This window comes from Streptomyces sp. DSM 42067, assembly GCF_055792885.1.
Window position 1 is genome coordinate 5,337,427 of record NZ_CM147706.1, and the last position, 26,417, is coordinate 5,363,843.

Sequence of the window (26,417 nt, forward strand, 5' to 3'; positions counted from 1 at the left end):
CCACTTCACAGCAATTCGGGTGAGAATGGCGGCGCGAGGTGGACGAGTACAGGGACAGGGAAGGCCGCCGCCGAACCACGGAGGTAGGGCACAGATGGCACCGTACGAATCCGGCAATACGTCAGCGGAGGGCCCCGGGGCCGCCGCGGAGGTCGAGGACCTGCGCGCGGGCCGCCGCAGGGCGGCGCGCTACGTGGTCCCGGTCGCGGTCGTGGGGGTGGCCGTGGCGACCATCGGGCTCGTCCCCGCGCTCGCCGACTCCGGTGACCCCGATCTGCCGAAGATCAGCGCCCAGGAACTCATCGAGAAGATCGCCGCGTCGGATGTGCAGCAGCTCTCCGGCACGGTGAAGATCAGCACCGATCTCGGGCTCCCCTCGCTGGGCGGCGTGGCGGGCAGCTTCGCGCCCGGCGGCGGCCCGAGCGGAGACGACAGCGGTTCGTCCGCCGATCCCCAGGCCAAGTTGATGGAGCTCGCGTCCGGTACGCACACGCTGCGCGTGGCGGCCGACGGCCCCGACAAGCAGAAGCTGTCCGTCCTGGACGACGCGGCCGAGTACAGCCTGATCCGCAACGGCGACGAGGTGTGGGCGTACGACAGCGCGTCGAACGAGGCATACCACGCGACGGGCGCGGAGCACGCCGAGAAGGGCGACAAGGCGGTGCCGGAGGACGTCCCGGCCACGCCCAAGGAGCTTGCCGAGGAGGCGCTGAAGGCGGCCGACGACACGACGTCGGTGACTGTCGACGGCACCGCGCAGGTCGCCGGCCGCGATGCGTACAAGCTGCTCATCAAGCCGAAGCAGTCCGGCTCGACGGTCGGCGCGATCTCGGTGGCGGTGGACGCCAAGACCGGTACGCCGCTGAAGTTCACGCTGACTCCGGCCAGTGGCGGCGCCGCCGTCGTCGACGCGGGCTTCACCAAGGTCGACTTCGCCAAGCCGGCCGCGTCCACGTTCGACTTCAGCCCGCCCAAGGGGGCGAAGGTCACCGAGGGCGACGAGTTGACGGCCCAGGAGTCCAAGGAGTTCCAGGACAAGGCGCCCAAGTCGGGGGAGGAACTCGAGGAGGGGCTGAGCGGCCTGAAGGTCATCGGTGAGGGCTGGAACGCCATCGCCACGTTCGAGATGCCGGGCGGCCAGGGCCTGCCGTCGGCCGGCTCGGGCGATGCCGCTCCGGAGGCGCAGCAGCTCCTGGACGCGCTGGGCGACAAGGTGTCCGGCAAGTTCGGCTCCGGCACGGTCTTCTCGACCCGCCTGGTCAACGCCCTCGTCACGGACGACGGCAAGGTCTACGCGGGAGCGGTGACGAAGGACGCGCTGGTGAAGGCGGCCGACGCGGCGAAGTAGCCCGCACGGTCAGGCACAGCACGGCACGGCACGGCACAAGCAGGTTGGGAGAGCCATGCAGGAACTGTCCGCCGCGGAACGGGGCACGGGCACGGTGATCGCCACCCGCGCCCTCACCAAGCGCTTCCGCGGCGGGCAGCTCGCCGTGGACGGGCTCGACCTCACCGTCCCGGAGGGCAGCGTCTTCGGGTTCCTCGGGCCGAACGGCTCGGGCAAGACCACCACCATCCGGATGCTGATGGGCCTGATCGAGCCGACTTCCGGCTCGGCCCGGGTCCTCGGCCGCCCCATGCCCCGCTCCACCCGGGACGTGCTCCCGCAGGTGGGCGCGCTCATCGAGGGCCCGGCGCTCTACGGCTTCCTGTCCGGCCGCGACAACCTCCTGCGGTACGACGCGGCGGACCCGACCGCCGACCCGCGCACCCGCCGGACGCGTGTCGCCGCCGCCCTGGACCGTGTGGGCCTCACGGCCGCGGCGGGCAAGAAGGCACGGGCGTACTCGCTCGGCATGAAGCAGCGGCTGGGGCTCGCGGCCGCGTTGCTGCAGCCGAGGCGGCTGCTCGTGCTCGACGAGCCGACCAACGGCCTCGACCCGCAGGGCATGCGGGAAATACGCGCGCTGGTGAGGGAGTTGGCGTCGGACGGCGCGACTGTCTTTCTCTCCTCGCACCTCCTGGACGAGATCGAGCAGGTGTGCACCCATGCGGCCGTGATGGCCCGGGGCCGGCTGATCACCCAGGGCCCGGTAGCCGAACTCGCGGCGGGTGCGCGCGGCCGTCTCGTCGTGACGACCCCGGACCCGGGTGACGCTGCCCGCGTACTGAAGGAGCAGGGCGTGTCGGACGTCGTCGTCACGGATGACCGGGTGACGGGCGAGCCGCCGGACGCGGACCGGGACCTCGCGGAGGTGAACGCGGCGCTGGTAGCGGCCGGTGTGCGGGTCCGCGGCTTCAGCCTCGAACGCGCCTCGCTGGAGGACGCGTTCGTGGCGCTGACCGGGGAGGGCTTCGATGTCGCAGGCTGAGGAGACCGCCGTACTCGCTACGCGAAGCGCGCCGACCCCGCCGCCCGCACCCTCCGTACGACGGCTGTGGACCCTGGGCCTGTTCCGCAGCGAGCTGACGACCACGTTCCGCCGCTGGCGCACTCTGGCGCTGCTCGGGGTGCTCGCGGCCGTGCCCGTGCTCGTCGGCATCGCCGTGAAGATCGAGACGAGCGACGGCGGCGGAATGGGGCCGGGCGGTGGCGGTGGCGGCCCGGCGTTCATCGCGCAGATCACCAACAACGGCCTGTTCCTGGTCTTCACCTCGCTGGCGGCGACCCTGCCGTTCTTCCTGCCGATGGCGATCGGCGTCATCGCGGGCGACGCGATAGCGGGCGAGGCGAACGCGGGCACCCTGCGGTATCTGCTGGTGGCCCCGGCGGGCCGTACGCGACTGCTGCTGACCAAGTACGCGACCACGATGGCGTTCTGCCTCGTGGCGACCCTCGTCGTGGCGGTGTCCGCACTGACCGTGGGCGCGCTGCTGTTCCCGCTGGGCGATCTCACCACGATCTCGGGGACACGGATCGGCATGGGCGAGGGGCTGCTGCGCGCGCTGCTGATCGCGTTGGTCGTCGCCGCGTCACTGACCGGTGTCGCGGCGCTCGGCCTCTTCGTCTCGACGCTGACCAACAGCGGGATCGCGGCGATGGCGACGACCGTGGGCCTGCTGATCACGGTCCAGATCCTCGACCAGATACCGCAACTGCACGCGATCCAGCCCTACTTCTTCTCCCACTACTGGCTGTCCTTCGCCGATCTGATGCGCGAGCCGGTCTACTGGGACGACCTGACACGCAACCTCGGGATACAGGCCGTCTATGCGGCCTTGTTCGGCTCGGCGGCCTGGGCGCGCTTCACGGCGAAGGACATCACGGCGTAGCGGACAGCTAGGCGGCCCTCGCAGGGATGGGGACCGGACCGCTGTGCGGCCTCGTAGGGATGCGGACCGCTATGCGGTCTCGTGGGGATAGCGGGCCGGTGGCGGTTCCTGAGCGAAGAACGTCTTGGCCCGCGCCAGCGCCTTGTCGTCGTTCAGTACGTCGCCGGGCTTGCTGCCGTTGCCCAGCAGCACCCCGCCGAAACGCATGCCCAGGTACGCGGCCGAGTTGTTCAGGGTGCCGATGAGCGGGTCCGCGACTTCCTGCTCCTCCTCGGCCAGTGCCGTCACGCCCCACAGCGTCCTCCCGGCCATCCGGGCCCTGAAGTCGAGTCCGGACATGCGAAGCCAGCCCGACCAGTGGTCGAGGTAGCGCTTCGTATGGGCCGAGACGGAGTACCAGTACAGAGGGGATGCGATGACGATGTCGGTGGCCTCGAGGGTCGCGTCGAGCAGCAGTTTCACGTTGTCGCCGGTGGGCCGGACGTGGTCGCTGTCGTGCCGCAGATCCTCGAAGTCGGGGAGGGGGTGGTCCGCGAGGTGCAGCCAGCGCTGCCGCACGTCACCGGGCAGCTGTTCGGCGGCCTTGCGGGCCAGGATCTCGGTGTTTCCTGAGCTTCGGCTGCTGCCCAGCACGAAGAGGAAGACGCGGCTGCTCACGGTAGGTACCCCCAGTTACTCGCCATAGGCGACAATGCACGCGCATGCAGTATATGCACACGCATGCAGTTGTGCCTGTCTCATCCCGTCAGCGGCTCGAGTCCTGCATGATCACCCACTCGCCCCCGGTTCCTTGACCCGGCTCAGCGCGGCTGCGCCCAGCCCTTCCAGCCGTGCGACCTCGGCGTCGCGCTGCCCGGCCGCGGAGTGGACGTCGATGTGGAGGCGGTTCTTGACGGTGAGGGATTCCGGGACGGCTCCGAAGCCGAGGAGCCGTTCGATCAGGGCGCTGCTGTCCTCGACCTCGTACCCGAGAGCCTCGGCCCAGAAGGCGGCCTGGGCCCGGGGATCGGCCGCGTCGATGACGAGCTTCCAGTGAAGCGTCTGCCGTTGGTGGCTCTGCTGCGTCATACGAACCAGTTATAGGCCCGTGCGCCGCGCGACACGCCGCGCGTCGCCGACCGGACCGAGGCGCCCGGAGAACGCCCGGAGAAGCCTCCGTCAGGCGGCCGCCTCACGCGTCGCCGGGGATCCCGCCCGCTGGGACGCCTCCCTCTGCAATTCCTCGGCCGCCGCGCGCGACCGGTGCGCGGTCCGCAGCGCGTCCCAGGTCAGCATGGCGAGTGCCAGCCACACCAGGGCGAAGCCCGCCCACCGCTCGGGCGGCATGGCCTCGTGGAAGTAGAGGATGCCCAGCAGGAACTGGAAGACCGGCGCCAGATACTGCAGCAGACCCAGCGTGGACAGCGGCACCCGGATCGCGGCCGCACCGAAGCACACCAGGGGAGCGGCCGTCACGATGCCCGTGGCCGCAAGCAGCGCCGCGTGCCCCGCGCCCTCGGCCCCGAACGTGGACCGGCCCTGCGAGCCGAGCCACAGCAGATAGGCGAGCGCGGGCAGGAACTGGATCGCGGTCTCGGCGGCCAGCGACTCGAGTCCGCCGAGGTTGACCTTCTTCTTCACCAGGCCGTACGTCGCGAACGAGAAGGCGAGGACGAGCGAGATCCACGGCGGCCGGCCGTAGCCGATCGTGAGCACCACGACCGCCGCGAAGGCGATGCCGACCGCGGCCCACTGGACGGGCCGCAGACGCTCCTTCAGCAGCAGGACGCCCATGGCGATGGTGACCAGCGGATTGATGAAATAGCCGAGTGAGGTCTCGACGACGTGGCCGGCGTTCACGGCCCAGATGTAGACGCCCCAGTTGACGGTGATGACGGTCGCGGCGATCGCGATGAGCCCCAGTTTGCGCGGCTGCCGGATCAGCTCGCCGGCCCAGGCCCAGCGCCGTATCACCAGCAGCGCGACGCCCACGACGCCGAGCGACCACACCATGCGGTGCGCGAGGATCTCGCCGGCCGCTGCGGGCTTGAGGAGGGGCCAGAAGAGAGGGACGAGCCCCCAGGCGCCGTATGCCGCGAAGCCGTTCAGCAGACCTATCCGCTGCTCACTCTTCGACTTCACGGGACCCCTCCTCCAGGCGCGGCAACTTCATGAAGGTAACGCCGAAAACCCCGCCTGTCATGCCCGTATCGCAATACGGTCATGACAGGCGGGGAGGTCCTCGAGGAGGCGGGGTCGTGGGGCCCGGGGGCCGGGGCTCAGCCCTTGAGCGCGGCGGCGATCGAGTCCGCGATCGGCGTGGTCGGGCGGCCGGTCAGCCGGGACAGGTCGCCGCTGGTGACGGCCAGCTCGCCCTTCTCGATGGACGTGTCGACGCCCGCCAGGATCTGGGCGAACATCTCGGGCAGACCCGCCCCGGTCAGGATGCCGACGAGGGCCTCGGCGGGAACGGCGTTGTAGACGATCTCCTTGCCGGTCTGCTTGCTCAGCTCCGCGGCGTACTCGGCGAAGCTCCACGCGGTGTCGCCGCTCAGCTCGTACGTCTTGTTCTCGTGGCCCTCGCCGGTCAGCACGGCGACGGCGGCGGACGCGTAGTCGGCGCGCGCGGCGGAGGCGACCTTGCCTTCACCGGCGGCGGCGACCACGGCGTTGTGCTCAAGGACGGGGGCGAGCTGCTCGGTGTAGTTCTCGTTGTACCAGCCGTTGCGCAGCAGGACATACGGCACGCCAGAGTCGAGGATCGCCTTCTCGGTGCCCTTGTGATCGTCGGCCAGCGCGGCCGTCAGGGTGCCGGGGGCGCTCGTGTACGCGAAGAGTGCGACGTCGGCCGCCTTGGCGGCGTCGAGGACGACCTTGTGCTGGCCGACGCGGCCCTTGTCGAACTCGTTGCCCGAGATGAGCAGCACCTTGTCCCCGGCGGAGAAGAGCCCGTCGAAGGTCTCCGGGGCGTTGTAGTCCGCGACGGCGAGCTTCACGCCGCGGGCCGCGAAGCCGGCGCCCTTCTCTTCGCTGCGGACGACGGCGGTGATCTGGTCGGCCGGAACCTTCTCCAGCAGGCCCTCGATGACGAAACGGCCGAGGTGTCCGGTGGCTCCGGTGACGATGATGCTCATGACTGACAACTCCCGTAAGTGCGGTATGCGACTCTTTCGATCTGACACTCACCCTAGGAGATGCACTAACTCTTCGAAAGTACCCACTTTGAAGTAAGGTACTGGCATGGCCGTAAGCGATGCAGCAGGCAGCAGGACGACAGCCGGCAAGTGGGACCTCGGCGCCGAGGCGATGTGCCCGTACCGCCTCGTCCTGGAGCACGTCACCAGCCGCTGGGGTGTCCTTGTCCTGATCGAGCTCCTGGAGCGCTCGTACCGTTTCAGCGAGCTGCGCCGCGCCATCGGCCGCGTCAGCGAGAAGATGCTCACGCAGACCCTGCAGACCCTGGAACGCGACGGCCTCGTCCACCGGGACGCGAAGCCGGTGATCCCCCCGCGCGTCGACTACTCCCTCACCGACCTGGGCCGCGAGGCCGCCGAGCAGGTCCGCGCACTGGCGCTGTGGACGCACGAGCGGATGGACGACGTGACGAAGGCCCGCCAGGCATACGACGAGGCGCGCGCCTGAAGCCGGGCGTACGACACGGAGAGGCCCGGACCTGAAGCGTCAGGGCTTCGGGTCCGGGCCTCATGCCTCGTGTGGACTGAGTGTCGGCGGTCAGCCGACCACCGTCCACGTGTCGCCTCCAGCGAACAGCGCGGACAGGTCGCCCTTGCCGTTCTGCTCGATGGCGGTGTCCAGCTGGTCGGCCATCTGCGTGTCGTAGACCGGCCGGTCCACGGACCGGAAGACGCCGATCGGGGTGTTGTGCAGGGTGTCCGGGTCGGCGAGCCGGGACAGCGCGAACGCCGTCGTGGGCGAGGCGGAGTGCGCGTCGTGGACCAGGATCTGCGACTCGTTCTCCGGCGTGACCGCGACGACCTTCAGATCGCCGGTGGCCGCGTCCCGTACGACACCCTTCGAGCGCTCGTGGCCGAAGCGGATCGGCTGCCCGTGCTCCAGGCGGATCACCGCTTCCTCGGCCTGCTGCTTGTCCTTGAGGGCGTCGAACGCGCCGTCGTTGAAGATGTTGCAGTTCTGGTAGATCTCCACCAGCGCCGTGCCCGGGTGGGCGGCCGCCTCGCGCAGCACGCTCGTGAGGTGCTGGCGGTCGGAGTCGACCGTGCGCGCCACGAACGACGCCTCCGCGCCGATCGCCAGCGAGACCGGGTTGAAGGGCGCGTCCAGCGAGCCCATCGGCGTCGACTTGGTGATCTTGCCGACCTCGGAGGTGGGCGAGTACTGGCCCTTGGTCAGACCGTAGATCCGGTTGTTGAACAGCAGGATCTTGAGGTTGACGTTGCGGCGCAGCGCGTGGATCAGGTGGTTGCCGCCGATCGACAGCGCGTCACCGTCACCCGTGACGACCCACACCGACAGGTCGCGGCGGGATGAGGCGAGCCCGGTCGCGATGGCCGGGGCGCGGCCGTGGATGGAGTGCATCCCGTACGTGTTCATGTAGTACGGGAAGCGCGAGGAACAGCCGATGCCCGAGACGAAGACGATGTTCTCCTTCGCCAGGCCGAGCTCGGGCATGAAGCCCTGCACGGCGGCGAGGATCGCGTAGTCACCGCAACCGGGGCACCAGCGCACTTCCTGATCGGACTTGAAGTCCTTCATGGACTGCTTGGCCTCGGCCTTGGGGACCAGCGAAAGCGCTTCGATGGTCCCTTCGGTGGTGGTCTCAGGCATCGATGGCCTCCTTGAGAGCCGTGGCGAGCTGCTCCGCCTTGAACGGCATTCCGTTGACCTGGTTGTGCGAGTGGGCGTCGACCAGGTACTTCGCCCGGATCAGGGTGGCGAGCTGACCGAGGTTCATCTCGGGGATCACCACCTTGTCGTAACGCTTCAGGACGTCGCCCAGATTCCCCGGGAACGGGTTGAGGTGGCGCAGATGGGCCTGGGCGACGCTCTCGCCGGCCTTGCGCAGCCGGCGCACGGCGGCCGTGATCGGTCCGTACGTCGAACCCCAGCCCAGGACGAGCAGCTTTGCGTCCCCGGTCGGGTCGTCGACCTCGATGTCGGGCACCTCGATGCCGTCGATCTTGGCCTGGCGGGTGCGGACCATGAAGTCGTGGTTGGCCGGGTCGTAGGAGATGTTGCCCGTGCCGTCCTGCTTCTCGATGCCGCCGATGCGGTGCTCCAGGCCCGGCGTGCCCGGCACCGCCCACGGACGGGCCAGCGTCTGCGGGTCGCGCTTGTACGGCCAGAAGACCTCGGTGCCGTCGTCCAGCGTGTGGTTCGGGCCCTGCGCGAACTGCACCTGGAGGTCGGGCAGCTCGTCGAGCTCCGGGATGCGCCAGGGCTCGGAGCCGTTGGCCAGATAGCCGTCGGAGAGCAGCATCACCGGCGTGCGGTAGGTCAGCGCGATCCGGGCCGCCTCGAGCGCGGCGTCGAAGCAGTCGGCCGGGGTCTGCGGGGCGACCACGGGCACCGGCGCCTCGCCGTTGCGCCCGTACATCGCCTGGAGCAGGTCCGCCTGCTCGGTCTTGGTCGGCAGACCGGTGCTCGGGCCGCCGCGCTGGATGTCGACGATCAGCAGCGGCAGCTCGAGAGAGACCGCCAGGCCGATCGTCTCGGACTTCAGCGCCACGCCGGGGCCAGAGGTCGTCGTGACCGCGAGCGAGCCGCCGAAGGCCGCACCCAGCGCGGCACCGATGCCAGCGATCTCGTCCTCGGCCTGGAAGGTGCGCACGCCGAAGTTCTTGTGCTTGCTCAGCTCGTGCAGGATGTCCGATGCCGGGGTGATCGGGTACGAGCCCAGGTACAGCGGCAGGTCCGCCTGACGAGACGCGGCGACCAGTCCGTAGGACAGCGCCAGGTTCCCGGAGATATTGCGGTACGTGCCGGTCGGGAACGCCTTCGTGGCCGGGGCGACCTCGTAGGAGACCGCGAAGTCCTCGGTCGTCTCGCCGAAGTTCCAGCCCGCGCGGAAGGCGGCGATGTTCGCCTCGGCGATGTCCGGCTTCTTGGCGAACTTGGACCGCAGGAACTTCTCGGTGCCCTCTGTCGGGCGGTGGTACATCCAGCTCAGCAGGCCGAGGGCGAACATGTTCTTGCTTCGCCCCGCGTCCTTACGCGAGAGGTCGAACTCCTTCAGCGCCTCCACCGTCAGCGTGGTCAGCGGCACCGGGTGCACGCTGTAGCCGTCCAGCGAGCCGTCCTCCAGCGGGGACGTCTCGTAGCCGACCTTCTGCATCGCGCGCTTGGTGAACTCGTCCGTGTTGACGATGATCTCCGCGCCGCGCGGCACATCACCGATGTTCGCCTTCAGCGCGGCAGGGTTCATCGCGACCAGCACGTTGGGCGCGTCGCCCGGCGTGAGGATGTCGTGGTCGGCGAAGTGCAGCTGGAACGACGAGACACCCGGCAGGGTGCCGGCAGGGGCACGGATCTCGGCGGGGAAGTTCGGCAGCGTCGACAGGTCGTTGCCGAAGGATGCCGTCTCCGAGGTGAAGCGGTCGCCCGTGAGCTGCATACCGTCGCCGGAGTCGCCCGCGAAGCGGATGATCACGCGGTCGAGACGGCGTACTTCCTTGTCGCCCGTCGCCCCCGCCTCGGACAGCGGCGTGCGCTGCCCGCCGACGACGGTCCCGTCGGCCTGCTCGGCTGGGCTACTGACCTGGCTGGTCACTGAACTGGACCTCCCTCGAGGCGGCTCTTACGAGGCGGCCGGCCGACCGGCCTCCCCATAGCCCACCCTACGTCGGTAAGGGTGTCCTTCCCTGGACCGTTCGCATGGTGGACGCACTTTTGAGATGATCCGATGTCCTGGTTTGGCATGTTCTGCTGGCCCCTGACTCTTCCCGTAGACGACGCCGACCGCTCATCCTTTGGTTCTAGGGCTCACGCCTGGTGCGCCTTGCCGGTGCCTTGCTGTGCGTCGCGTGCGCCTTGCTTTTGCCTGGCGTGCGCCTTGCTTTTCGCCTCGTCGCATGCCGTGACTGACATCTGACAGAGTGTCAGTCGGCTACGAGTTCAGATAGGTCAGAACCGCCAGAACACGCCGGTGATCCCCGTCACTCTGGGAGAGACCGAGCTTCAGGAAGATATTGCTGACGTGCTTCTCGACCGCACCGTCGCTGACCACGAGCTGCCTGGCGATCGCCGAGTTCGTCCGTCCCTCGGCCATCAGGCCCAGGACCTCCCGCTCACGCGGTGTAAGACCCGCGAGCACGTCCTGTTTGCGGCTGCGGCCCAGCAGCTGCGCCACGACCTCCGGGTCGAGCGCCGTACCGCCCTCGGCCACCCTCACCACGGCGTCCACGAACTCGCGCACCTCGGCCACCCGGTCCTTCAGCAGATACCCGACGCCGCGGCTGGAGCCCGCGAGCAGCTCCGTCGCGTACCGCTCCTCCACGTACTGCGACAGCACCAGCACGCCGAGTCCGGGGTGGAGCCCCCGCAGCTGCACCGCGGCCCGTACGCCCTCGTCCGTGTGCGTCGGCGGCATCCGCACATCGGCGACCACCACGTCGGGCAGCGAGCCCTCGGCGGCGAGGCCGGTGATGGTCTTGATCAGCGCTTCCGCGTCGCCCACGCCCGCGACGACCTCGTGCCCGCGGTCGGTCAGCAACCGGGTCAGGCCCTCCCTGAGCAGCACTGAATCCTCGGCGATGACCACCCGCACCCTGTCCTCCACGATTCTTCGGCCCCCCATAGCCTCTCTCGGCTCGCCCTGGCTCGGTCCCTGCTCGGCTCCGCTGGTACGCCTCTGGTCGTACGACCTCGTGGGGCCGTACGACCAGGGACCAGCATTCCAGCATTCGGGACGTACCGGGCCTGAGGCACGGGAATCGGGGGTCTGACTCCGGTGCGGTCTGGCCTGCGGGCGGGGCGGGAGGCTCAGCCGCGCCAGGGCAGCTCGGCCGTCACGCGGGTCGGGCCGCCCGGCGGCGAGTCGACGACGAGGATGCCGTCGACGGCGTCCAGTCGCTCGGCGAGTCCCGCGAGGCCGGAGCCCTTGGTCACGTCAGCGCCGCCCGTGCCGTCGTCCGCGACCTGCAGCAGCAGGCGGTTCTCGACGCGCCATACGTCGACGGTGGCCCGTGTCGCCTGAGTGTGCTTGCTGATGTTCTGCAGCAGCTCGGAGACCGTGAAGTAGGCGATGCCCTCGATCGCCGGTGCCGGGCGGGACGGCAGGTCCACGTCGACCTGCACCGGGACCGTGCAGCGGGAGGCCACCGCGGACAGGGCCGCGTCCAGGCCGCGGTCGGTGAGGACGGCCGGGTGGATGCCGCGCGCCAGGTCGCGCAGCTCCTGCAACGCCGTCTTCACCTCGCCGTGCGCCTCGTCCACCATGCGGGCCGCGGCCTGAGGGTCCTCCGCCAGCTTCTCCTTGGCGAGCCCCAGATCCATGGCGAGGTTCACCAGGCGGGCCTGCGCGCCGTCGTGCAGATCGCGCTCGATGCGGCGGAGGTCGGCCGCCGCCGTGTCGACCACGATCCCGCGGTCCGACTCGAGCTCCACCACCCGCGTGGCCAGTCGCGACGGCCCCAGCAGACCCGACACCAGCAGCCGGTCCACGGTGGTCAGGGCCCGCAGGATCCACGGCGTGGCCAGCGTGATCAGCAGCCCGACCGCCGCTGTCACGGTGATCTCGAACGGGTTGTCCAGATAGACGTTGTGGGTGCCGTCGCCGTAGAGCTGGAGGCCGCCGACGCCCACGTACACCGGGAAGACCCACTGCCACAGCGGGTACGTCAGCATCGCCCAGCCGTACGTCCAGAAGGACACCGCCACCGAGAAGGCGAACACGGCCCACGGGAAGTGCACGATCGCGTACACGACATGCCGCCAGGAGGCGCCGCTCCTCATGAGCGCGATCCCCCAGGACAGCGGGGTGCGCTTCGTCGGCCGTACCGGCTCCGGGTCCGCCACGTCGAGGCGCAGCAGCGCCCTGGCCCGGGTCCGCTCCAGCGCGCCGAGGCCGCGGCAGCCCGCCAGTGCCGCGGCGAGCACGGGGATGCCGAGGAAGGTGATCAGCAGGCCCGCGCCGAGCGACAGCATCGTCACGGCGAAGGTGAACATCAGGATGCTGACCGGCAGGCTCAGCATCAGATAGCCGAACTCGCGCCAGGTGCGTCCCTCGAACGGCGCGCGCAGCCCGGCCGGCAGAAGGTGCCGCCGCGCCGGTTCCTCGTCGCCCGCCCCGCCGAACCCGGGACGGCCGAGCCGCCCGTACCCCTGTTCGTACTCCGTGGCCATCGCTGTCGCCCGTCCGTTTCTGCCCGGTGTCCCGCCACATGGCTGCTCAGGTGGCTGTCGTCGTAGGTCAACAGTGCTGCCGGCTGAGCCCGCGAACCATGGAGCGGGTCGGCGTCTTGGGGCGGGGGTTTTCCCTACCTCAAGGCTTCTTGGGCGCCGAACGTCAAGGCTTCTTGGGCGCCGAACGTCAAGGCTTCTTGGGTGCCGAGTCGTCGTCCGTCCGGTCCCGCCAGGGCAGTTCGGCCGTGATCGTCGTCGGCCCGCCCGCGGGGGAGTCGATCACGAAGAGCCCGTCGACCGCGCCGAGTCGCTCGGCGAGCCCCGCCATCCCCGTACCGCCCTCCAGGTGAGCGCCGCCGCGCCCGTCGTCCCGTACCTGGATCAGCAGCCGCTGGTCCGCGCGCCACACGTCCACGGCCGCGGAGCGCGCACCGCTGTGCTTGCTGACGTTCTGCAGCAGCTCGGAGACGGTGAAGTAGGCGATGCCCTCGATGGCGGCCGCCGGGCGCGCGTCCAGGTCGGCGGTCACCTGCACCGGCACGGTGCAGCGCGACGCCACCGAGGAGAGGGCCGCGTCGAGGCCGCGGTCGGTGAGGACGGCCGGGTGGATACCGCGCGCCAGATCGCGCAGCTCCTGCAGGGCGAGCTTCACCTCGCCGTGTGCCTCCTCGACCATCGCCGCCGCCGCGTCGGGGTCCTCCAGGAGCTTCTCCTTGGCGAGACCGAGACCCATGGCGAGGTTCACCAGGCGGGCCTGGGCGCCGTCATGGAGATCGCGCTCGATACGGCGCAGGTCGGCCGCCGCCGTGTCGACCACGACACCCCGGTCCGACTCCAGCTCGGCGATGCGCCGCTCCAGCTCGTCGGAGGGCGACAGCAGCCCGCGCACCATGGCCCGGTCGGCGTTGGTGAGCCCCCGCGCGATGAACGGCAGGACCGGCCAGAGGACGAACAGCGACGTGAACGTGACCGTGAAGGTGAGCACGCCCCACGGCAGCCGTATGAACTCGTAGAGGACCGTGCGCCAGCCCACCGGGTCCTTCAGGGCCAGCCACAGCTGTGCGAAGAAGCCGCCGCGCCCGCGAAGCGGGAGCGGGCTGGGCTCGTCCACCCGCACCCCGAGCAGCGCCCTGGCCCGCGCCCGCTCCAGCTTGCCGAGCTGCCGCGCCCCCATCAGCCCGGCCGCGAGCAGCGGAAAACCGATCACGGTCACGGTCAGCCAGGCCCCGGTGAAGAGGACCGTCATCACGTACGTGAAGCCCAGCAGCGACACCGGCAGGTTGGCGAGGAGATGCGCGATCTCCTTCCACGTCTGCGGGTCGAAGGCGAAGCGGGCGGGCGGCAGCCGCTCCTCGCTGCGCTCGGCGCCGTCATCCGGGGCGGCTGCGGCGGCGGCTGCGGCGGCGACTGTGTCGGCGGTACTGGTGCTGGTCCCTGCGGTCATGGCCGCCAGCGTGCCCGGTTGTGCTCCGTTGCGCCATGAGGTCCGCCGCCGCGGTTAACTGGGGATAACCCCACCTCGTGCGGGCCGCCGCGAGGAACCCGCCGACTGCACGCATGACGGGCCGCTTACCGTTTCTTTAGCAGGCCCTAGACTCCCGTGCGTACAGATCGTCGAACACGGCCCACCACGGGGCGCAACGAAACGCCCGTCACAGGGCGAAACGAAGCCGCCCGACACCGGGCGCAATGAGGGAACGAGGGGCGGACGTGCCGGAACCGACCGTTCTCGCGGCAGGCCACGTCGCTGCGGGCGACGTCGCGGGGGTTCACGTCGCCGTGGGCGACCTCGCAGCCGACTATGCAGCCGACTATTTCGAGGCGTACTCCGTCGTCGGGCTCCTCGCCGTCATCGGCGTGCTCTTCGTCGCCGTCGCCTTCGGCGCGGGACGGCTGCTGCGACCCGTCGTCCCCACGCCCGAGAAGCTGCTGACCTACGAATGCGGCGTCGACCCGGTCGGCGAGGGCTGGGCGCACACCCAGGTCCGCTACTACGTCTACGCCTTCCTCTACGTGATCTTCGCCGTGGACTCGATCTTCCTGTTCCCCTGGGCCACGGTGTTCGCCGCGCCCGGTTACGGCGCGACGACGCTGGTGGAGATGTTCATCTTCCTCGGCTTCCTGGCCGTAGGCCTGCTGTACGCATACAAGAAGGGCGTCCTGACATGGGCGTGACCCAGCGCGACGCGGACGCGCCCCGGAACACGGACGCGCATCAGAACGTGGACGCGACCCGGAACATGGACCCGACCGGGCCCGAGCCCGTGCTGCTTCCCGAGCCGAAACGGCTGGGGGCGCTGGCACGGCTCGCCCCCGAGCCGATGAAGGTGATCCTCAACTGGGGTCGCCGCTACAGCCTGTGGGTGTTCAACTTCGGCCTCGCCTGCTGCGCGATCGAGTTCATCGCCGCGTCCATGGCCCGGCACGACTTCATCCGGCTCGGCGTGATCCCCTTCGCGCCCGGCCCGCGCCAGGCGGACCTGATGGTCGTGTCCGGGACCGTGACGGACAAGATGGCCCCGGCCGTGAAGCGGCTCTACGAGCAGATGCCCGAGCCGAAGTACGTCATCTCGTTCGGGGCGTGCAGCAACTGCGGCGGCCCGTACTGGGACTCGTACTCGGTGACGAAGGGCGTCGACCAGATCATCCCGGTGGACGTGTACGTGCCCGGGTGCCCGCCGCGTCCGGAGGCGCTGCTGCAGGGCATCCTCAAGCTCCAGGAGAAGATCGCACGGGAGTCGCTGGGGGAGCGGTACGGCTCGGGTGCGGGTGCGGGGGCCGGTGCGGGGCGGCCTTCGGCCGCGGCGCTGCAGAGCGGACTGGTGCAGCCGCCTGTTCAGTCGTCTGCTCAGCCTTCAGTCGTTCCGCCGTCTGTTCCGGGGGAGGCGTCCGAGTGACCGGTTGGCTCACCGCTCCCGTCGAGGAACTCTTCGGTGCGGACGCGACGGCCGAGGAGTCGTACGACGTGCTGACCGTCGACGTGCCCTCGTCCTCCTGGACGGCGGCCCTCGAGACCGCGCGTTCGGTGCTGGGCTGCACCTATTTCGACTGGCTGAGCGCCGTGGACGAGCCGGGTACGGGCTTCCGCGTCTCCGCACACGTGGTGGCGCTGGCGCCGGTACGCCGCCTCCTCGTCCGAACGACCGTTCCGCACGACGCGCCCGTACTGCCGTCCGCGGTCGGCGTCTACGCGGGCGCGGCCTGGCACGAACGCGAGACCCACGAGATGTTCGGCGTGAGTTTCGAGGGCCACCCGGGGCTGGCACCTCTCCTTCTCCCGGATGGTTTCGAAGGACACCCTCTGCGCAAGGACTTCGTCCTCGCGGCGCGGGTGGCCAAGGCCTGGCCGGGCGCCAAGGAGCCGGGGGAGTCGGAGCACGGCGGCCCCAAGCGCCGCCAGATGCTGCCGCCCGGCGTGCCCGACCCCAACGAGTGGGGCCCGTTGAAGGGCCAGCTTCCCGCGGCCCCGGCCCGTCCGGCGCGCGGCGCGGCCCGCGCCGCGGGCGACCGCCCGGCTCGCCGTACTCGTACGGCGAGCGAGGGATCGGCGAGCCAGGCGGGCGCGGGGGCCGCCGGCGGGGCGGGCGCAGGCGCCGCCGGCCAGGCGGGCGCGGGGGCGGCGGCTGCGGGCGCGGCATCCCCGGCTGCCGGTGCGGCGTCCCCGGCTGCCAGTGCGGAGTCGGCGGCTCGGTCGGCGGGGGTGGCGACGCCGCGACGGTCGCGCAGTGTGAGTCAGGGTTCGGTGAGCCAGCGGGCTGCGGCTGCGCAGGAGGGCGCGGGGGCTGAGGGCGCGCGGGCTGAGGGCGCTGAGGCCGCGGCATCCCCGGCTGCCGGTGCGGAGTCGGCGGCTGGGTCGGCGGGGGCAGCGGCCCAGCGCCGGTCGCGGAGCGCGAGCCAGGGTTCGGCGAGCCAGCGGGCGGAGACTGCGGAGGCTGCGAGGGCTGAGGGAGCGCAGGCCGCCGCGGCAGCAGCTGAGACCAGTGGTGACCCGGAGAGCCCGACCACGTCCGCACCCGCGGAAGCACCCGGTGCGCCCTCCCCTGCAGACGCCCCCACGCGCGGGGGGACCTCCCGTCCTCCTCGTAGCGCCGACGCCCCCTGGCACCATGCACGACCGGCCTTCAACGAGCCGGAGCCCGGAGCCACAGCTTCGGAGCGCCCGGCAGCTGAGCGCCCGGCCTCGCAGCCCCTGCCAGCGGAGCCCCCGGCAGTGGAGCCCAAGCCCCCGGCACCGGAGCCGTCGGCATCGGAGGGCGCCGAGCCCACCGAGAACACCGGCTCACCCGGCCCGAGCCAGAAACCCAAGTCCCCGGACGAGACTGCGGAGAAGCCGCAGTCCCCGGACGGGCCCGCCGAGAACCCCCAGTCCCCGGACAGGCCCGCCGAGAACCCCCAGTCCCCCCAGTCCCCGGACGCCCCGACCGACAACCCAGGAGGCCCGCAGTGAACGACGCGCTCGACGTCGCCCTGCGACTCCTCGTCGTCTTCGTCGTCTTCCTCACGCTGCCCCTGATCATCGGGCAGACCGAGCACAAGGTGATGGCGCACATGCAGGGCCGCCTCGGCCCCATGTACGCAGGTGGTTTCCACGGCTGGGCCCAGCTGGTCGCCGACGGTGTGAAGTTCGCGCAGAAGGAAGACGTCGTACCGGCCGGCGCCGACCGCCGTATCTTCCAGCTCGCTCCCGCCGTCGCCCTCCTCCCCTACCTCCTCGTCCTGGTGGCCATCCCGATCGGTCCGAGCGAGAGCGCCGTCGGCCAGATCGTCGACGCGGGCATCTTCTTCGTACTCGCCGTCATGGGCGTCGGCGTACTCGGCTCGCTCATGGCCGGGTGGGCCTCCGCCAACAAGTTCTCCCTCCTCGGCGGTCTCCGCACCGCCGCGCAGCTCCTCGCGTACGAGCTGCCGATGCTGCTCACCGCCGCCTCGGTGGCGATGGCGGCCGGCACCGTCTCGCTCCCGGGCATCGTCAACGCCTTCGAGTGGTGGTGGCTGCCCTGGCAGATCGTGGGCGCCATCGTCTTCTTCGTCGCGGGCCTCGCCGAACTCCAGCGCCCGCCGTTCGACATGCCGGTCGCCGACTCGGAGATCATCTTCGGTGCCTACACCGAGTACACGGGCCTCCGTTTCGCTCTGTTCCTGCTGGCCGAGTACGCCGGCATCGTCGTCCTCTGCGGCCTCACCACCGTCCTGTTCCTGGGCGGCTGGCACGGCCCGTGGGGTGCCGACGGGCTCGGCTGGGTCTGGACCCTCCTCAAGACGGCCGTGCTCGCCTTCATCGTGATCTGGCTGCGCGTGACCTATCCGCGGCTGCGTGAGGACCAGCTCCAGAAGCTCTCCTGGACCCTCCTCGTCCCGCTCGCCCTCGCCCAGATCGCCCTCACCGGCGTCGTCAAGGTGGTGATCCAGTAACCGTGGCCGAGTCCCTCCCGCCCACGCGGTCCCGCATTCCCGGTTCCGGCCTCGCCAAGGGCCTGGCCGTCACCCTCCGCACGATGACGAGGAAGTCCGTCACCGCGCAGTACCCGGACGTCCAGCCCGAGCTCCCGCCGCGCACCCGCGGTGTCATCGGTCTGTTCGAGGAGAACTGCACCGTCTGCATGCTGTGCGCACGCGAGTGCCCGGACTGGTGCATCTACATCGACTCCCACAAGGAGACGGTCCCGGCCGCCACACCCGGCGGGCGCGAACGCAGCCGCAACGTCCTCGACCGCTTCGCCATCGACTTCTCCCTCTGCATGTACTGCGGTATCTGCATCGAGGTGTGTCCTTTCGACGCGCTGTTCTGGTCCCCGGAGTTCGAGTACGCCGAGACCGACATCCGCGACCTGACCCACGAGCGCGACAAGCTCCGCGAGTGGATGTGGACGGTCCCGGCCCCGCCCGCTCTCGATCCCGGAGCGGAGGAGCCCAAGGAACTGGCCGGGGCCCGCAAGGCCGCGGAGAAGCTGGCCGCCGCGCAGGCGGAGCCAGGCGCTCCCGAGTCCGGCGCCTCCCGGGCTTCCGGTGGCCCCGCCACCTCCGGCACCGCAGACGCCTCCGGCACCGCAGACGCCTCCGGCACCGCAGACGCCTCCGGCACCTCCGGCACCGGCACTCCCGGAACCGCCGGAACCCCCGGACAGGAGGGACCCGCGTGACCCTCGCAGCGAGCAGCCACGGCTTCCTCTCCCCGACCGGCGTCGAGGTCGCCTTCCTGCTGGTCGGGATCGTCACACTCGGCGCGGCGGTCATAACCGTCACCACCAAACAGCTGGTGCACGCCGCCCTGTGGCTCGTGGTGGCGCTCGGCGGCCTCGCCGTCGAGTACCTCCTGCTGACGGCCGAGTTCATCGCCTGGGTGCAGGTCCTCATCTATGTCGGTTCCGTGGTGGTCCTCCTTCTGTTCGGACTGATGCTCACCAGGGCGCCCATCGGCCGCTCCCCGGACGCCGACTCCGGCAACCGGTGGGCGGCGCTGACCGTGGCCGTCGCCGCGGCCGCCGCCCTGGTCTGGGTCGTCGTCGACGCCTTCCGTACGACCTGGATCGACTTGGACGGCGCGGCCGGCGCGGCCGACGGCGGCTCCACCGCCGTGACCGGAGCGAGCCTCTTCCAGAGCTGGGTGCTGCCTTTCGAGGCCCTCTCGGTCCTGCTTCTCGCCGCCCTCGTCGGCGCGATCGTCCTCTCCCGCAAGGCGGCAGCCGAGGGCGAACGCCCGCAGGGCTCAACGAACAAGGCATCGGCCGACAAGAGCAAGGCGCCGTCCGACAAGGACACGGCACCGTCCGGCAAGAACACGGCGGCCTCCGGCAAGGACCAGGCGGCCTCCGGCAAGGAAGGGGTCCGCTGATGCACCTCGCCTATCCCGCCGTGCTCTCCGTCCTCCTCTTCTGCACCGGCCTGTACGGCGTCCTGGCCCGCCGCAACGCGATCCTGGTGCTGATGTCCGTCGAGCTCATGCTCAACGCCGTCAACCTCAACCTCGTCGCCTTCGACGTCTGGCTCAGCCGGGCCGCCCGCGACGCCCTGCACTCCGGTCAGGCGCTCACCCTCTTCACCATCGCCATCGCCGCCGCCGAGATCGGCATCGGCCTCGCGATCGTGCTGGCCGTGTACCGCGCCCGGGGCACCTCGGACATCGACAAGCTCCGCGACACCGCCGAAACGCGCCCCGGCCCCGGCGACGACGGCACCGAACCGGCCGCCCCCGCCATGGCAGAAAAGACTGAGGCCGCCGCGTGACCACGACCACCCTTGCCGTACTCGTTCCTCTCCTTCCGTTCCTGGGCGCCGCGGCCGGCCTGCTACTCGGCCGCACCGCTCCCGGCTTCGTACGCCCCCTCGCGGTCCTGCCCACCCTGCTGTCGACGGTCTTCGCGGTGCTGGTCGCCCTCCGCCAGGGCGGCGGCCAGGCCATCGACGCGGCCACCGAGCTCACCCCCACCGGCTCGGTCCCCGTCGAACTCGCCCTGCACCTGGACGGCTTCGCCGTCCTCGTCGCCGTACTGGTCGGCGTGGTCGCGTCCTGCGTGCAGATCTACTCCACGGGCTATCTGCGCGACGACCCGCGCTACCCCTCGTACGCGGCGCTCATCTCCCTCTTCACCTCCGCGATGCTGCTCGTCGTCTACTCCGGCGACCTGATCGTGCTGCTGGTCGGCTGGGAGATCATGGGCATCTGCTCGTACTTCCTCGTCGGCCACTACTGGGAGACACCCGAGGCGCGTGCCGCATCCCTGAAGGCCTTCCTGGTCACCAAGCTCGGCGATGTCCCCTTCCTCTTCGGTCTGTTCGCCCTCGCCGCCGACGCCGGGTCGTTCCGCATCACGACCGTCCTCGGGGCCGTCGCGAGCGGCGGGCTCGACCACCCGACGCTGATCGCACTACTGCTCCTGGCGGGCGTCGCGGGCAAGTCCGCGCAGTTCCCGCTGCACACCTGGCTGCCCGACGCGATGGCCGGCCCAACGCCGGTCTCCGCGCTGATCCACGCCGCGACGATGGTCGCCGCCGGTGTCTACTTCATCGCCCGGCTCCTCCCCGTCTTCGCCGCGTCGGCGGCCGCACTGGTCGTTCTCGCCGTCATGGCCGCCGTCACGATGACCGGTTCGGCGCTGGCCGCGCTCGCCCAGGACGACATCAAGCGCGTCCTCGCCTACTCGACCATCGGCCAGCTCGGCTACATGACCGGCGCCCTGGCCGTCGGCGACCGCGGTGCCGCCGTATTCCACCTCCTCTCGCACGGCGCCTTCAAGGCGCTGCTGTTCCTCGCCGCGGGCGTGATCATCCACGCCGCGGGCACCAACTCGCTGGCCGCCATGTCCCGGATGAGGGACCTGCGCAGCCGCGTCCCCGACGCCTACTGGACGATGTCCGTGGCGCTCCTGGCGCTCGCCGCGATCCCGCCCTTCGCCGGCTTCTTCTCCAAGGAGGCCGTGCTGGGCGTCGCCGAGCACGCCGCCGCCGGTGAAGGCGCGGCCGTCCCCGCCTCGGCGGGCTGGATCGTCCTCGTCTCCGGACTCGTCACCGCCCTCCTCACCGCCGCATACGCCACCCGGCTGTGGCTGCTGGCCTTCCGGGGCCACGGCGCCGAGGCCCCGGACCATGGCCCGCAGCCCGCTGTCATGAACGCCGTGCTGTGGGTACTCGCCGTGCCGTCCCTCGCCTTCGGCCTCACGGCCGGCGTGCTGCCCGACTGGTTCGACGGACACGCCCTCACCCCGACCCTCACCACCTCCGTTCTCGGCACCGGCCTGGCCCTGGTCGGCGGACTCGTCACGTACGGCGCATGGCGGCACACCACGGCGCTGGCCGCCCGCGCCCCCGTCGGCGCCGTCGCGGCCCACCCCGAGGCGGATGCCGGCGTGGTCGAAGCGGAGGCCATCGCGAGTCACGCCCCCGCGTACGGAGACGTGGCCTACGCCTCCGACCCCGCCGACCCGGGCCGACTGCTGCTAGGCCCGCTGCACCGCCACGCGGCCGTCGGCTTCCATCTCGACGCCGTCTACACGGCCCTGTTCGTACGCCCCGTGCGGGCCGCCGCCGAACTGGTCCGCTTCCTCGACCGCGAGGTCGTCGACACCTACGTACGCGGTGCGGGCACCGCCCCCCGCTGGCTCGGCACGGCCGTACGCCGCGCCCAGACCGGCAACGTGCAGACCTACCTCAGCGTCCTGCTCGCCGGCTCGGCCGTCCTGGCGGCCGTCGCCGTCCTCGTCGCCACCAGGGGAGCGTGAGCAGCCGTGATCGATATCAGCGAATCCGTGATGCAGTTCCTTCTTGCGTTCATCGTCGTCGGGCCGCTCATCGGCGCCGCCGCCGCTCTCCTCCCGGCCCCGCCCGGGCTGAAGGGGAAGTCGCCCGAGCAGGCCGTGCTGCGCCACGGCGTGACCGTGACCGGCGCGGTCCTCGCCGCCGCGATCGTCCTCGCGCTCGGCTTCGACCACGACCAGCCGTCGAAGATGCAGGCCACGACCGACATCAGCTGGATCCCCGCACTCGACGTGCGGATCCACCTCGGCATCGACGGCATCTCGCTCCCCCTCCTCGTCATGACAGCGCTGCTGACCTTCCTCTGCGCGCTGTACAGCTACTTCAAGATGCCTGCGGGCCCGTCCCCCACGGCATTCGTGGCCCTGCTCCTCGTCCTCGAGTCCGGCACCCTTGCCACCTTCGCCGTCCTCGACCTGCTGCTGTTCTTCCTCGCCTTCGAGATGGTCCTCATCCCGATGTACTTCCTCATCGCCCGCTGGGGCGGTGAGGGGCGCGGTCCCGCCGCCTGGAAGTTCATCCTCTTCACGCTGCTCGGCTCCGTCGTGATGCTGCTGGGCCTCCTCCTCGTCGGGCTCAACTCCGGCACGTTCGACATGCTGGCACTCGCCACTGACAACGGCCGGTCGCTCACCACATCCGTGCAGGTCATCGCCGTTCTCGCGATCGGAATCGGGCTCGCGGTCAAGACGCCGATGTGGCCGCTGCACAGCTGGCTTCCGGACGCCCACACCGCCGCGCCCACGGTCGGCTCGGTGCTCCTCGCCGGTGTCCTGCTGAAGATGGGCACGTACGGGTTCGTCCGCATCCTGCTGCCGATCACGCCCGACGGCATGCACACCTTCGCGCCCTACCTCGCCGCGTTCGCGGTCGTCGGCATCATCTACGGATCCCTCGCCTGCCTCGCCCTCGCCAAGCAGGGCGCGAAAGGCGACCTCAAGCGCCTCATCGCGTACTCGTCCGTCGGCCACATGGGCTTCGTCCTGCTCGGCATCGCCACGATGACCCCGACCGGCGTCAACGGCGCGCTGTTCGCCAACGTCGCCCACGGCCTCATCACCGGCCTGCTGTTCTTCCTCGTCGGCGCCCTCAAGGACCGCACCGGCACGACGGACCTCGACGCCCTCGCGCAGGAGACGGGGGCCGCGCTCTACGGCCGCGCCCCGCGCTTCGGCGGCCTGCTCGCCTTCGGCGCCGTCGCCTCGCTCGGACTGCCGGGCCTCGCCGGGTTCTGGGGCGAGATGCTCGCCCTGTTCGGCGCGTTCCAGCCCGCCGACGGCCTCAGCCGCCCCGCGTTCCTGACCTTCATGGTGTTCGCCGGCATCGGCACCCTCCTCACGGCCGCATACATGCTCGTGGTCGTACGCCGCGTCTGCATGGGGTCCGCCGAGCAGGAGTCCCGGGCGGTCATCGACGTCCAGGGCTACGAGTTCGCGGCCTGGACCCCCCTCGTCGCCCTCACCGTCCTCGCCGGACTCTGGCCCGCGGTCCTCCTCGGCCTGACCGACCCGGCCGTGCAGCAGCTCCTCGCAGGAGGCACCCGATGAGCTCCCTGGTCCAGTCCGTCGACTGGCTCGCGATCGCGCCGCCCACCATCGCCGCGGTCGTCGGACTCGTCGTGCTGGTCGCCGACCTGTTCGTACGCGACGACAGGAAGGCCCTCCTCGGCTGGGTGTCCGTCGCGGGCCTGGCAGCGGCCACGCTGTCGCTGCTGCCCCTCCTCGACGGCGACCGCTCCACGTTCTGCCTGCGAGGCGACGCGACCGTCTGCAGCTACACCGCCGACCGGTTCACGCTCGTCATCCAGTTCCTCGTCCTCGGCGGAGCCCTGCTGACGGCCCTGCTGTCGGCAAGCGCCATCAAGGACGCGCAGGACTCAGGAAAGGAACTCCCCGAAGGGGAGTTCTGGTTCCTGCTGCTCTCCTCCGCCGCGGGCGCCGCCCTGCTTCCCGCATCCCGCGACCTCGCCACCCTCGTCGTCGCCCTCGAGGTCGCCTCGCTGCCCGCCTTCGCCCTGGTCGGCCTCAAGCGCGGCGACAGACAGTCCGCCGAAGCCGCGCTGAAGTTCTTCCTGTCGTCCGTCACCGCGACCGCCGTCACCCTCATGGGCGTCAGCTTCCTCTACGCCGCGACGGGCACGCTGTATCTGACCGAGATGGCCTCGGCGCTCCAGGACGTCGACGCGCAGCTGAGCACGCTCGCCCAGGCAGGTGTCGTCCTCACCCTGGTCGGCTTCGCCTTCAAGACGGCGGCGGTGCCCTTCCACTTCTGGGTGCCCGACACCTACATCGGCGCGCCCCTGCCGGTCGCCGCGTACCTGTCCGTCGTCGGCAAGGCGGTCGGCTTCTCCGGGCTGATCCTCGTCACCGTCGTCGCCTTCCCCTCCTACGCGGACGTGTGGGGCCCTGCGATGGCCGTCCTCGCCGCGCTCACCATGACCGTGGGCAACGCCGGCGCGCTACGCCAGCAGGCCACGCGCGCGTACAGCGCGGTCCGGCTGCTCGCCTGGTCGTCCGTCGGACAGGCCGGCTACCTGCTGGTGCCGATCGCCGCCGCGGGCTACTCCAAGGACGCCGAGCGGGCCATCGGCTCGACCGTGGCGTACGCCCTGATGTACGCCGCCGTGAACCTCGGCGCCTTCGCCGTGGCCGCTCTCGTGGCCCGTACGAAGCCGCTCAACCGCATCAGCGACTACCGCGGCCTCTACGCCGGTCAGCCGCTGTCGGCCCTGGTGCTCGCGTTCTTCCTGCTCTGCCTCGCGGGACTGCCGCCCGGCATCATCGGCCTCTTCGCCAAGGTCACCGTCTTTTCGGCAGCTGTCGACGCCGGACTGGGCTGGCTCGCGGTGGTCATGGCCGTCAATGTCGTGATCGCGCTCTACTACTACCTGCAGTGGACCGCGCTGCTCTTCCGCGCCCCCGAGGGAGAGCCCGAGAGGCACCGCATCCCGGCCCCGCTGACGGCCGCGATCGCACTGACCGCCGTCCTCGGCATCGCACTCTCGGGGGCGCCCCAGATGGTGCTGCGCTTCGCGGACACCGGGCTGTTCTGACCGCGCGCTTCTGACCCGCGCGGTTCTGACCCGCGCGGACAACTCCGCGGACGACTCCACCGGCACGTGGACGACGTCACCGGCACGCGTGCGTGGCCCGTCACCCGGACGGCCCACGCACGGCCGTGCGCGCACAAGGGAACTCGTATCTCCCGCCTGGCGTTGACCAGTACGGAAGCGTCCACTGGACAGTGAGCATCTACCGACAGTGGAAGCACCAGAGCGTCAACAAGCAGAGGGTTCCCCTGCCGCACCACCAGGAGGGCGTACCGTGCACCGCCGGCACAACGGGTTGAAGACCGCCGTACTCCTCGGGGGACTGTCCGCACTCATCCTCGTGATCGGCAGTTTCTTCGGGCGTACGGGCCTGTTCGTCGCGCTCTTCGTCGCCCTGGGCACGAACGCGTACGCCTACTGGAACAGCGACAAGCTCGCGCTGCGCGCCATGCGTGCGCGCCCGGTGAGCGAGTTTGAGGCACCGGCGCTGTACCGCATGGTCCGGGAACTCTCCACACAGGCACGCCAGCCCATGCCCCGGCTGTACATCTCGCCGACCGAGGCGCCGAACGCGTTCGCCACCGGACGCAACCCGCGCAACGCCGCCGTCTGCGTCACCGAGGGCATCCTCCGGATCCTCGACGAACGTGAGCTCCGGGCCGTGATCGGCCACGAGCTCAGCCATGTCTACAACCGCGACATCCTGATCTCCTCGGTCGCCGGCGCCCTCGCTTCCGTGATCATGTTCCTGGTCAACTTCGCCTGGCTGATCCCGATCGGCCGCTCGGACAACGACGAGGGCCCGGGCATCTTCGGCATGCTGCTGATCATGATCCTGGGGCCGCTCGCCGCGAGCATCATCCAGCTGGCGATCAGCCGTTCCAGGGAGTTCGAGGCGGACGCATCCGGAGCCCAGCTCACCGGCGACCCGCTGGCCCTCGCCAGCGCCCTGCGCAAACTCGACGCCGGAACCAAGCAGTTGCCCCTGCCGCCCGAGCCCCGCCTCGAGACGGCAAGTCACATGATGATCGCGAACCCGTTCCGTCCAGGCCAGGGAATGTCGAGGATGTTCTCCACGCATCCGCCGATGGCGGAGCGCATCGCCCGGCTCGAGCAGATGGCAGGTCGTCACCGGTGAAGACAATCCTCAACGTCATCTGGCTTGTCCTGAGCGGCTTCTGGCTTTTCCTCGGGTACATGCTCGCGGGCCTGATCCTCTGCATCACGATCATCGGCATCCCGTTCGGCATCGCGGCGTTCCGCATCGGCGTCTACGCCCTGTGGCCCTTCGGCTATACGACGGTCGAGCGCAGGGACGCGGGCGCGCCCTCCTGCGTCGGCAACGTCCTCTGGGTGGTCCTCGCGGGCTGGTGGCTCGCGCTCGGCCACATCACGACCGGCATCGCCCTCTGCGTCACGATCATCGGCATCCCCCTGGGCATAGCCAACTTCAAGCTCATACCGGTCTCGTTGTTCCCACTGGGCCGAGAGATCGTGCGCACCGACCAGCCCTTCGCGGCGACAGGCTGGTAGCGGGCGGCGCGGG

General features: G+C 70.5%; 24 protein-coding genes and 1 pseudogene. 16 read left to right on the forward strand and 9 right to left on the reverse strand.

The window, feature by feature from the left end:
- Positions 1 to 94 precede the first annotated feature (94 nt).
- Genes ACSMXV_RS24490 through ACSMXV_RS24500 form a run of 3 tightly spaced genes read left to right on the forward strand, consistent with a single transcriptional unit; the run spans position 95 to position 3,273 of the window.
- Positions 95 to 1,348: a LolA family protein gene (locus ACSMXV_RS24490; protein ID WP_473173425.1), complete on the forward strand. Its 1,254-nt coding sequence runs from the start codon at positions 95 to 97 to the stop codon at positions 1,346 to 1,348.
- A 55-nt stretch (positions 1,349 to 1,403) separates the two neighbouring features.
- A complete protein-coding gene (locus ACSMXV_RS24495) occupies positions 1,404 to 2,372 on the forward strand; it encodes an ABC transporter ATP-binding protein (RefSeq protein ID WP_473173426.1) in 969 nt (322 codons plus the stop codon).
- The gene (locus tag ACSMXV_RS24500) at positions 2,359 to 3,273 is read left to right on the forward strand and encodes an ABC transporter permease (protein WP_473173427.1); all 915 of its coding nucleotides are present in this window, start codon (positions 2,359 to 2,361) and stop codon (positions 3,271 to 3,273) included. Before ACSMXV_RS24495 ends, ACSMXV_RS24500 begins: the two co-directional genes overlap by 14 nt.
- A gap of 69 nt (positions 3,274 to 3,342) precedes the next feature.
- Here the strand turns inward: ACSMXV_RS24500 and ACSMXV_RS24505 are convergent, their stop codons facing one another.
- The 4 genes and pseudogenes from ACSMXV_RS24505 to ACSMXV_RS24520 all read right to left on the reverse strand — a co-directional run bounded on the left by ACSMXV_RS24505 (position 3,343) and on the right by ACSMXV_RS24520 (position 6,386).
- A complete protein-coding gene (locus tag ACSMXV_RS24505; RefSeq protein ID WP_473173428.1) occupies positions 3,343 to 3,930 on the reverse strand; it encodes a flavodoxin family protein in 588 nt (195 codons plus the stop codon).
- 88 nt (positions 3,931 to 4,018) lie between these two features.
- Positions 4,019 to 4,341 (reverse strand): annotated as a pseudogene (locus ACSMXV_RS24510) (VOC family protein).
- A gap of 90 nt (positions 4,342 to 4,431) precedes the next feature.
- Complete coding sequence (rarD, locus tag ACSMXV_RS24515) at positions 4,432 to 5,394, reverse strand: EamA family transporter RarD (protein WP_473173429.1); 963 nt, start codon at positions 5,392 to 5,394, stop codon at positions 4,432 to 4,434.
- 137 nt (positions 5,395 to 5,531) lie between these two features.
- Positions 5,532 to 6,386, reverse strand: a complete 855-nt coding sequence (locus ACSMXV_RS24520; RefSeq protein WP_473173430.1) for an SDR family oxidoreductase — start codon at positions 6,384 to 6,386, stop codon at positions 5,532 to 5,534.
- Between the two features lie 106 nt (positions 6,387 to 6,492).
- Between ACSMXV_RS24520 and ACSMXV_RS24525 the strand changes: the two genes are divergently transcribed.
- A complete protein-coding gene (locus ACSMXV_RS24525; protein ID WP_473173431.1) occupies positions 6,493 to 6,894 on the forward strand; it encodes a winged helix-turn-helix transcriptional regulator in 402 nt (133 codons plus the stop codon).
- A 90-nt stretch (positions 6,895 to 6,984) separates the two neighbouring features.
- Here the strand turns inward: ACSMXV_RS24525 and ACSMXV_RS24530 are convergent, their stop codons facing one another.
- The 5 genes from ACSMXV_RS24530 to ACSMXV_RS24550 form a co-directional block, all read right to left on the reverse strand.
- Complete coding sequence (locus ACSMXV_RS24530) at positions 6,985 to 8,058, reverse strand: 2-oxoacid:ferredoxin oxidoreductase subunit beta (protein ID WP_351293599.1); 1,074 nt, start codon at positions 8,056 to 8,058, stop codon at positions 6,985 to 6,987.
- Positions 8,051 to 10,000, reverse strand: a complete 1,950-nt coding sequence (locus tag ACSMXV_RS24535; protein WP_473173432.1) for a 2-oxoacid:acceptor oxidoreductase subunit alpha — start codon at positions 9,998 to 10,000, stop codon at positions 8,051 to 8,053. The genes ACSMXV_RS24530 and ACSMXV_RS24535 overlap by 8 nt, the downstream gene beginning before the upstream one ends.
- A 336-nt stretch (positions 10,001 to 10,336) precedes the next feature.
- On the reverse strand, positions 10,337 to 11,008 hold the full coding sequence (locus tag ACSMXV_RS24540) for a LuxR C-terminal-related transcriptional regulator (RefSeq protein WP_473179059.1): 672 nt from the start codon (positions 11,006 to 11,008) through the stop codon (positions 10,337 to 10,339).
- A 203-nt stretch (positions 11,009 to 11,211) separates the two neighbouring features.
- Complete coding sequence (locus ACSMXV_RS24545) at positions 11,212 to 12,573, reverse strand: sensor histidine kinase (protein WP_473173433.1); 1,362 nt, start codon at positions 12,571 to 12,573, stop codon at positions 11,212 to 11,214.
- Positions 12,574 to 12,760: 187 nt separating this feature from the next.
- The gene (locus tag ACSMXV_RS24550) at positions 12,761 to 14,017 is read right to left on the reverse strand and encodes a sensor histidine kinase (RefSeq protein ID WP_473173434.1); all 1,257 of its coding nucleotides are present in this window, start codon (positions 14,015 to 14,017) and stop codon (positions 12,761 to 12,763) included.
- A gap of 266 nt (positions 14,018 to 14,283) precedes the next feature.
- On the opposite strand from ACSMXV_RS24550, the gene ACSMXV_RS24555 reads away from it, so the two are divergent.
- The 12 genes from ACSMXV_RS24555 to ACSMXV_RS24610 all read left to right on the forward strand — a co-directional run bounded on the left by ACSMXV_RS24555 (position 14,284) and on the right by ACSMXV_RS24610 (position 26,404).
- A complete protein-coding gene (locus ACSMXV_RS24555; RefSeq protein ID WP_374064264.1) occupies positions 14,284 to 14,748 on the forward strand; it encodes an NADH-quinone oxidoreductase subunit A in 465 nt (154 codons plus the stop codon).
- A gap of 65 nt (positions 14,749 to 14,813) precedes the next feature.
- A complete protein-coding gene (locus ACSMXV_RS24560; RefSeq protein ID WP_473179060.1) occupies positions 14,814 to 15,470 on the forward strand; it encodes an NADH-quinone oxidoreductase subunit B in 657 nt (218 codons plus the stop codon).
- Positions 15,467 to 17,020 (forward strand): NADH-quinone oxidoreductase subunit C, encoded by a 1,554-nt coding sequence (locus tag ACSMXV_RS24565; RefSeq protein WP_473173435.1) that lies wholly within the window; start codon positions 15,467 to 15,469, stop codon positions 17,018 to 17,020. The genes ACSMXV_RS24560 and ACSMXV_RS24565 overlap by 4 nt, the downstream gene beginning before the upstream one ends.
- Positions 17,017 to 17,985 carry a complex I subunit 1/NuoH family protein gene (locus ACSMXV_RS24570; RefSeq protein ID WP_473173436.1) on the forward strand — a complete coding sequence of 323 codons (969 nt, stop codon included), beginning with the start codon at positions 17,017 to 17,019 and terminating at the stop codon, positions 17,983 to 17,985. Before ACSMXV_RS24565 ends, ACSMXV_RS24570 begins: the two co-directional genes overlap by 4 nt.
- Positions 17,986 to 17,987: 2 nt before the next feature.
- Positions 17,988 to 18,713 carry a NuoI/complex I 23 kDa subunit family protein gene (locus ACSMXV_RS24575; protein ID WP_473173437.1) on the forward strand — a complete coding sequence of 242 codons (726 nt, stop codon included), beginning with the start codon at positions 17,988 to 17,990 and terminating at the stop codon, positions 18,711 to 18,713.
- Positions 18,710 to 19,405 (forward strand): NADH-quinone oxidoreductase subunit J family protein, encoded by a 696-nt coding sequence (locus ACSMXV_RS24580; protein ID WP_473173438.1) that lies wholly within the window; start codon positions 18,710 to 18,712, stop codon positions 19,403 to 19,405. Before ACSMXV_RS24575 ends, ACSMXV_RS24580 begins: the two co-directional genes overlap by 4 nt.
- A complete protein-coding gene (gene nuoK / locus ACSMXV_RS24585) occupies positions 19,405 to 19,797 on the forward strand; it encodes an NADH-quinone oxidoreductase subunit NuoK (RefSeq protein ID WP_181659048.1) in 393 nt (130 codons plus the stop codon). The genes ACSMXV_RS24580 and nuoK overlap by 1 nt, the downstream gene beginning before the upstream one ends.
- Positions 19,794 to 21,788, forward strand: coding sequence for an NADH-quinone oxidoreductase subunit 5 family protein (locus tag ACSMXV_RS24590; protein ID WP_473173439.1), 1,995 nt, complete (start codon positions 19,794 to 19,796; stop codon positions 21,786 to 21,788). The genes nuoK and ACSMXV_RS24590 overlap by 4 nt, the downstream gene beginning before the upstream one ends.
- A 6-nt stretch (positions 21,789 to 21,794) precedes the next feature.
- Positions 21,795 to 23,369 carry a complex I subunit 4 family protein gene (locus tag ACSMXV_RS24595; protein ID WP_473173440.1) on the forward strand — a complete coding sequence of 525 codons (1,575 nt, stop codon included), beginning with the start codon at positions 21,795 to 21,797 and terminating at the stop codon, positions 23,367 to 23,369.
- Entirely contained in the window at positions 23,366 to 24,874 is a 1,509-nt protein-coding gene (locus tag ACSMXV_RS24600) for an NADH-quinone oxidoreductase subunit N (protein ID WP_473173441.1), read from the forward strand. The genes ACSMXV_RS24595 and ACSMXV_RS24600 overlap by 4 nt, the downstream gene beginning before the upstream one ends.
- Before the next feature lie 271 nt (positions 24,875 to 25,145).
- Complete coding sequence (gene htpX, locus ACSMXV_RS24605; protein WP_473173442.1) at positions 25,146 to 26,009, forward strand: zinc metalloprotease HtpX; 864 nt, start codon at positions 25,146 to 25,148, stop codon at positions 26,007 to 26,009.
- Positions 26,006 to 26,404, forward strand: coding sequence for a YccF domain-containing protein (locus ACSMXV_RS24610; protein WP_473173443.1), 399 nt, complete (start codon positions 26,006 to 26,008; stop codon positions 26,402 to 26,404). Before htpX ends, ACSMXV_RS24610 begins: the two co-directional genes overlap by 4 nt.
- Positions 26,405 to 26,417 lie beyond the last annotated feature (13 nt).

Bases quoted from the DNA above. Each gene is read 5' to 3' on its own strand.
- ACSMXV_RS24545 (WP_473173433.1), bottom strand. From the start codon at position 12,573: ATGGCCACGGAGTACGAACAGGGGTACGGGCGGCTCGGCCGTCCCGGG.
- ACSMXV_RS24520 (WP_473173430.1), bottom strand. From the start codon at position 6,386: ATGAGCATCATCGTCACCGGAGCCACCGGACACCTCGGCCGTTTCGTC.
- ACSMXV_RS24550 (WP_473173434.1), bottom strand. From the start codon at position 14,017: ATGACCGCAGGGACCAGCACCAGTACCGCCGACACAGTCGCCGCCGCA.
- ACSMXV_RS24490 (WP_473173425.1), top strand. From the start codon at position 95: ATGGCACCGTACGAATCCGGCAATACGTCAGCGGAGGGCCCCGGGGCC.
- ACSMXV_RS24525 (WP_473173431.1), top strand. From the start codon at position 6,493: ATGGCCGTAAGCGATGCAGCAGGCAGCAGGACGACAGCCGGCAAGTGG.
- ACSMXV_RS24530 (WP_351293599.1), bottom strand. From the start codon at position 8,058: ATGCCTGAGACCACCACCGAAGGGACCATCGAAGCGCTTTCGCTGGTC.
- ACSMXV_RS24560 (WP_473179060.1), top strand. From the start codon at position 14,814: ATGGACCCGACCGGGCCCGAGCCCGTGCTGCTTCCCGAGCCGAAACGG.
- ACSMXV_RS24500 (WP_473173427.1), top strand. From the start codon at position 2,359: ATGTCGCAGGCTGAGGAGACCGCCGTACTCGCTACGCGAAGCGCGCCG.
- ACSMXV_RS24495 (WP_473173426.1), top strand. From the start codon at position 1,404: ATGCAGGAACTGTCCGCCGCGGAACGGGGCACGGGCACGGTGATCGCC.
- ACSMXV_RS24600 (WP_473173441.1), top strand. From the start codon at position 23,366: ATGAGCTCCCTGGTCCAGTCCGTCGACTGGCTCGCGATCGCGCCGCCC.
- nuoK (WP_181659048.1), top strand. From the start codon at position 19,405: ATGCACCTCGCCTATCCCGCCGTGCTCTCCGTCCTCCTCTTCTGCACC.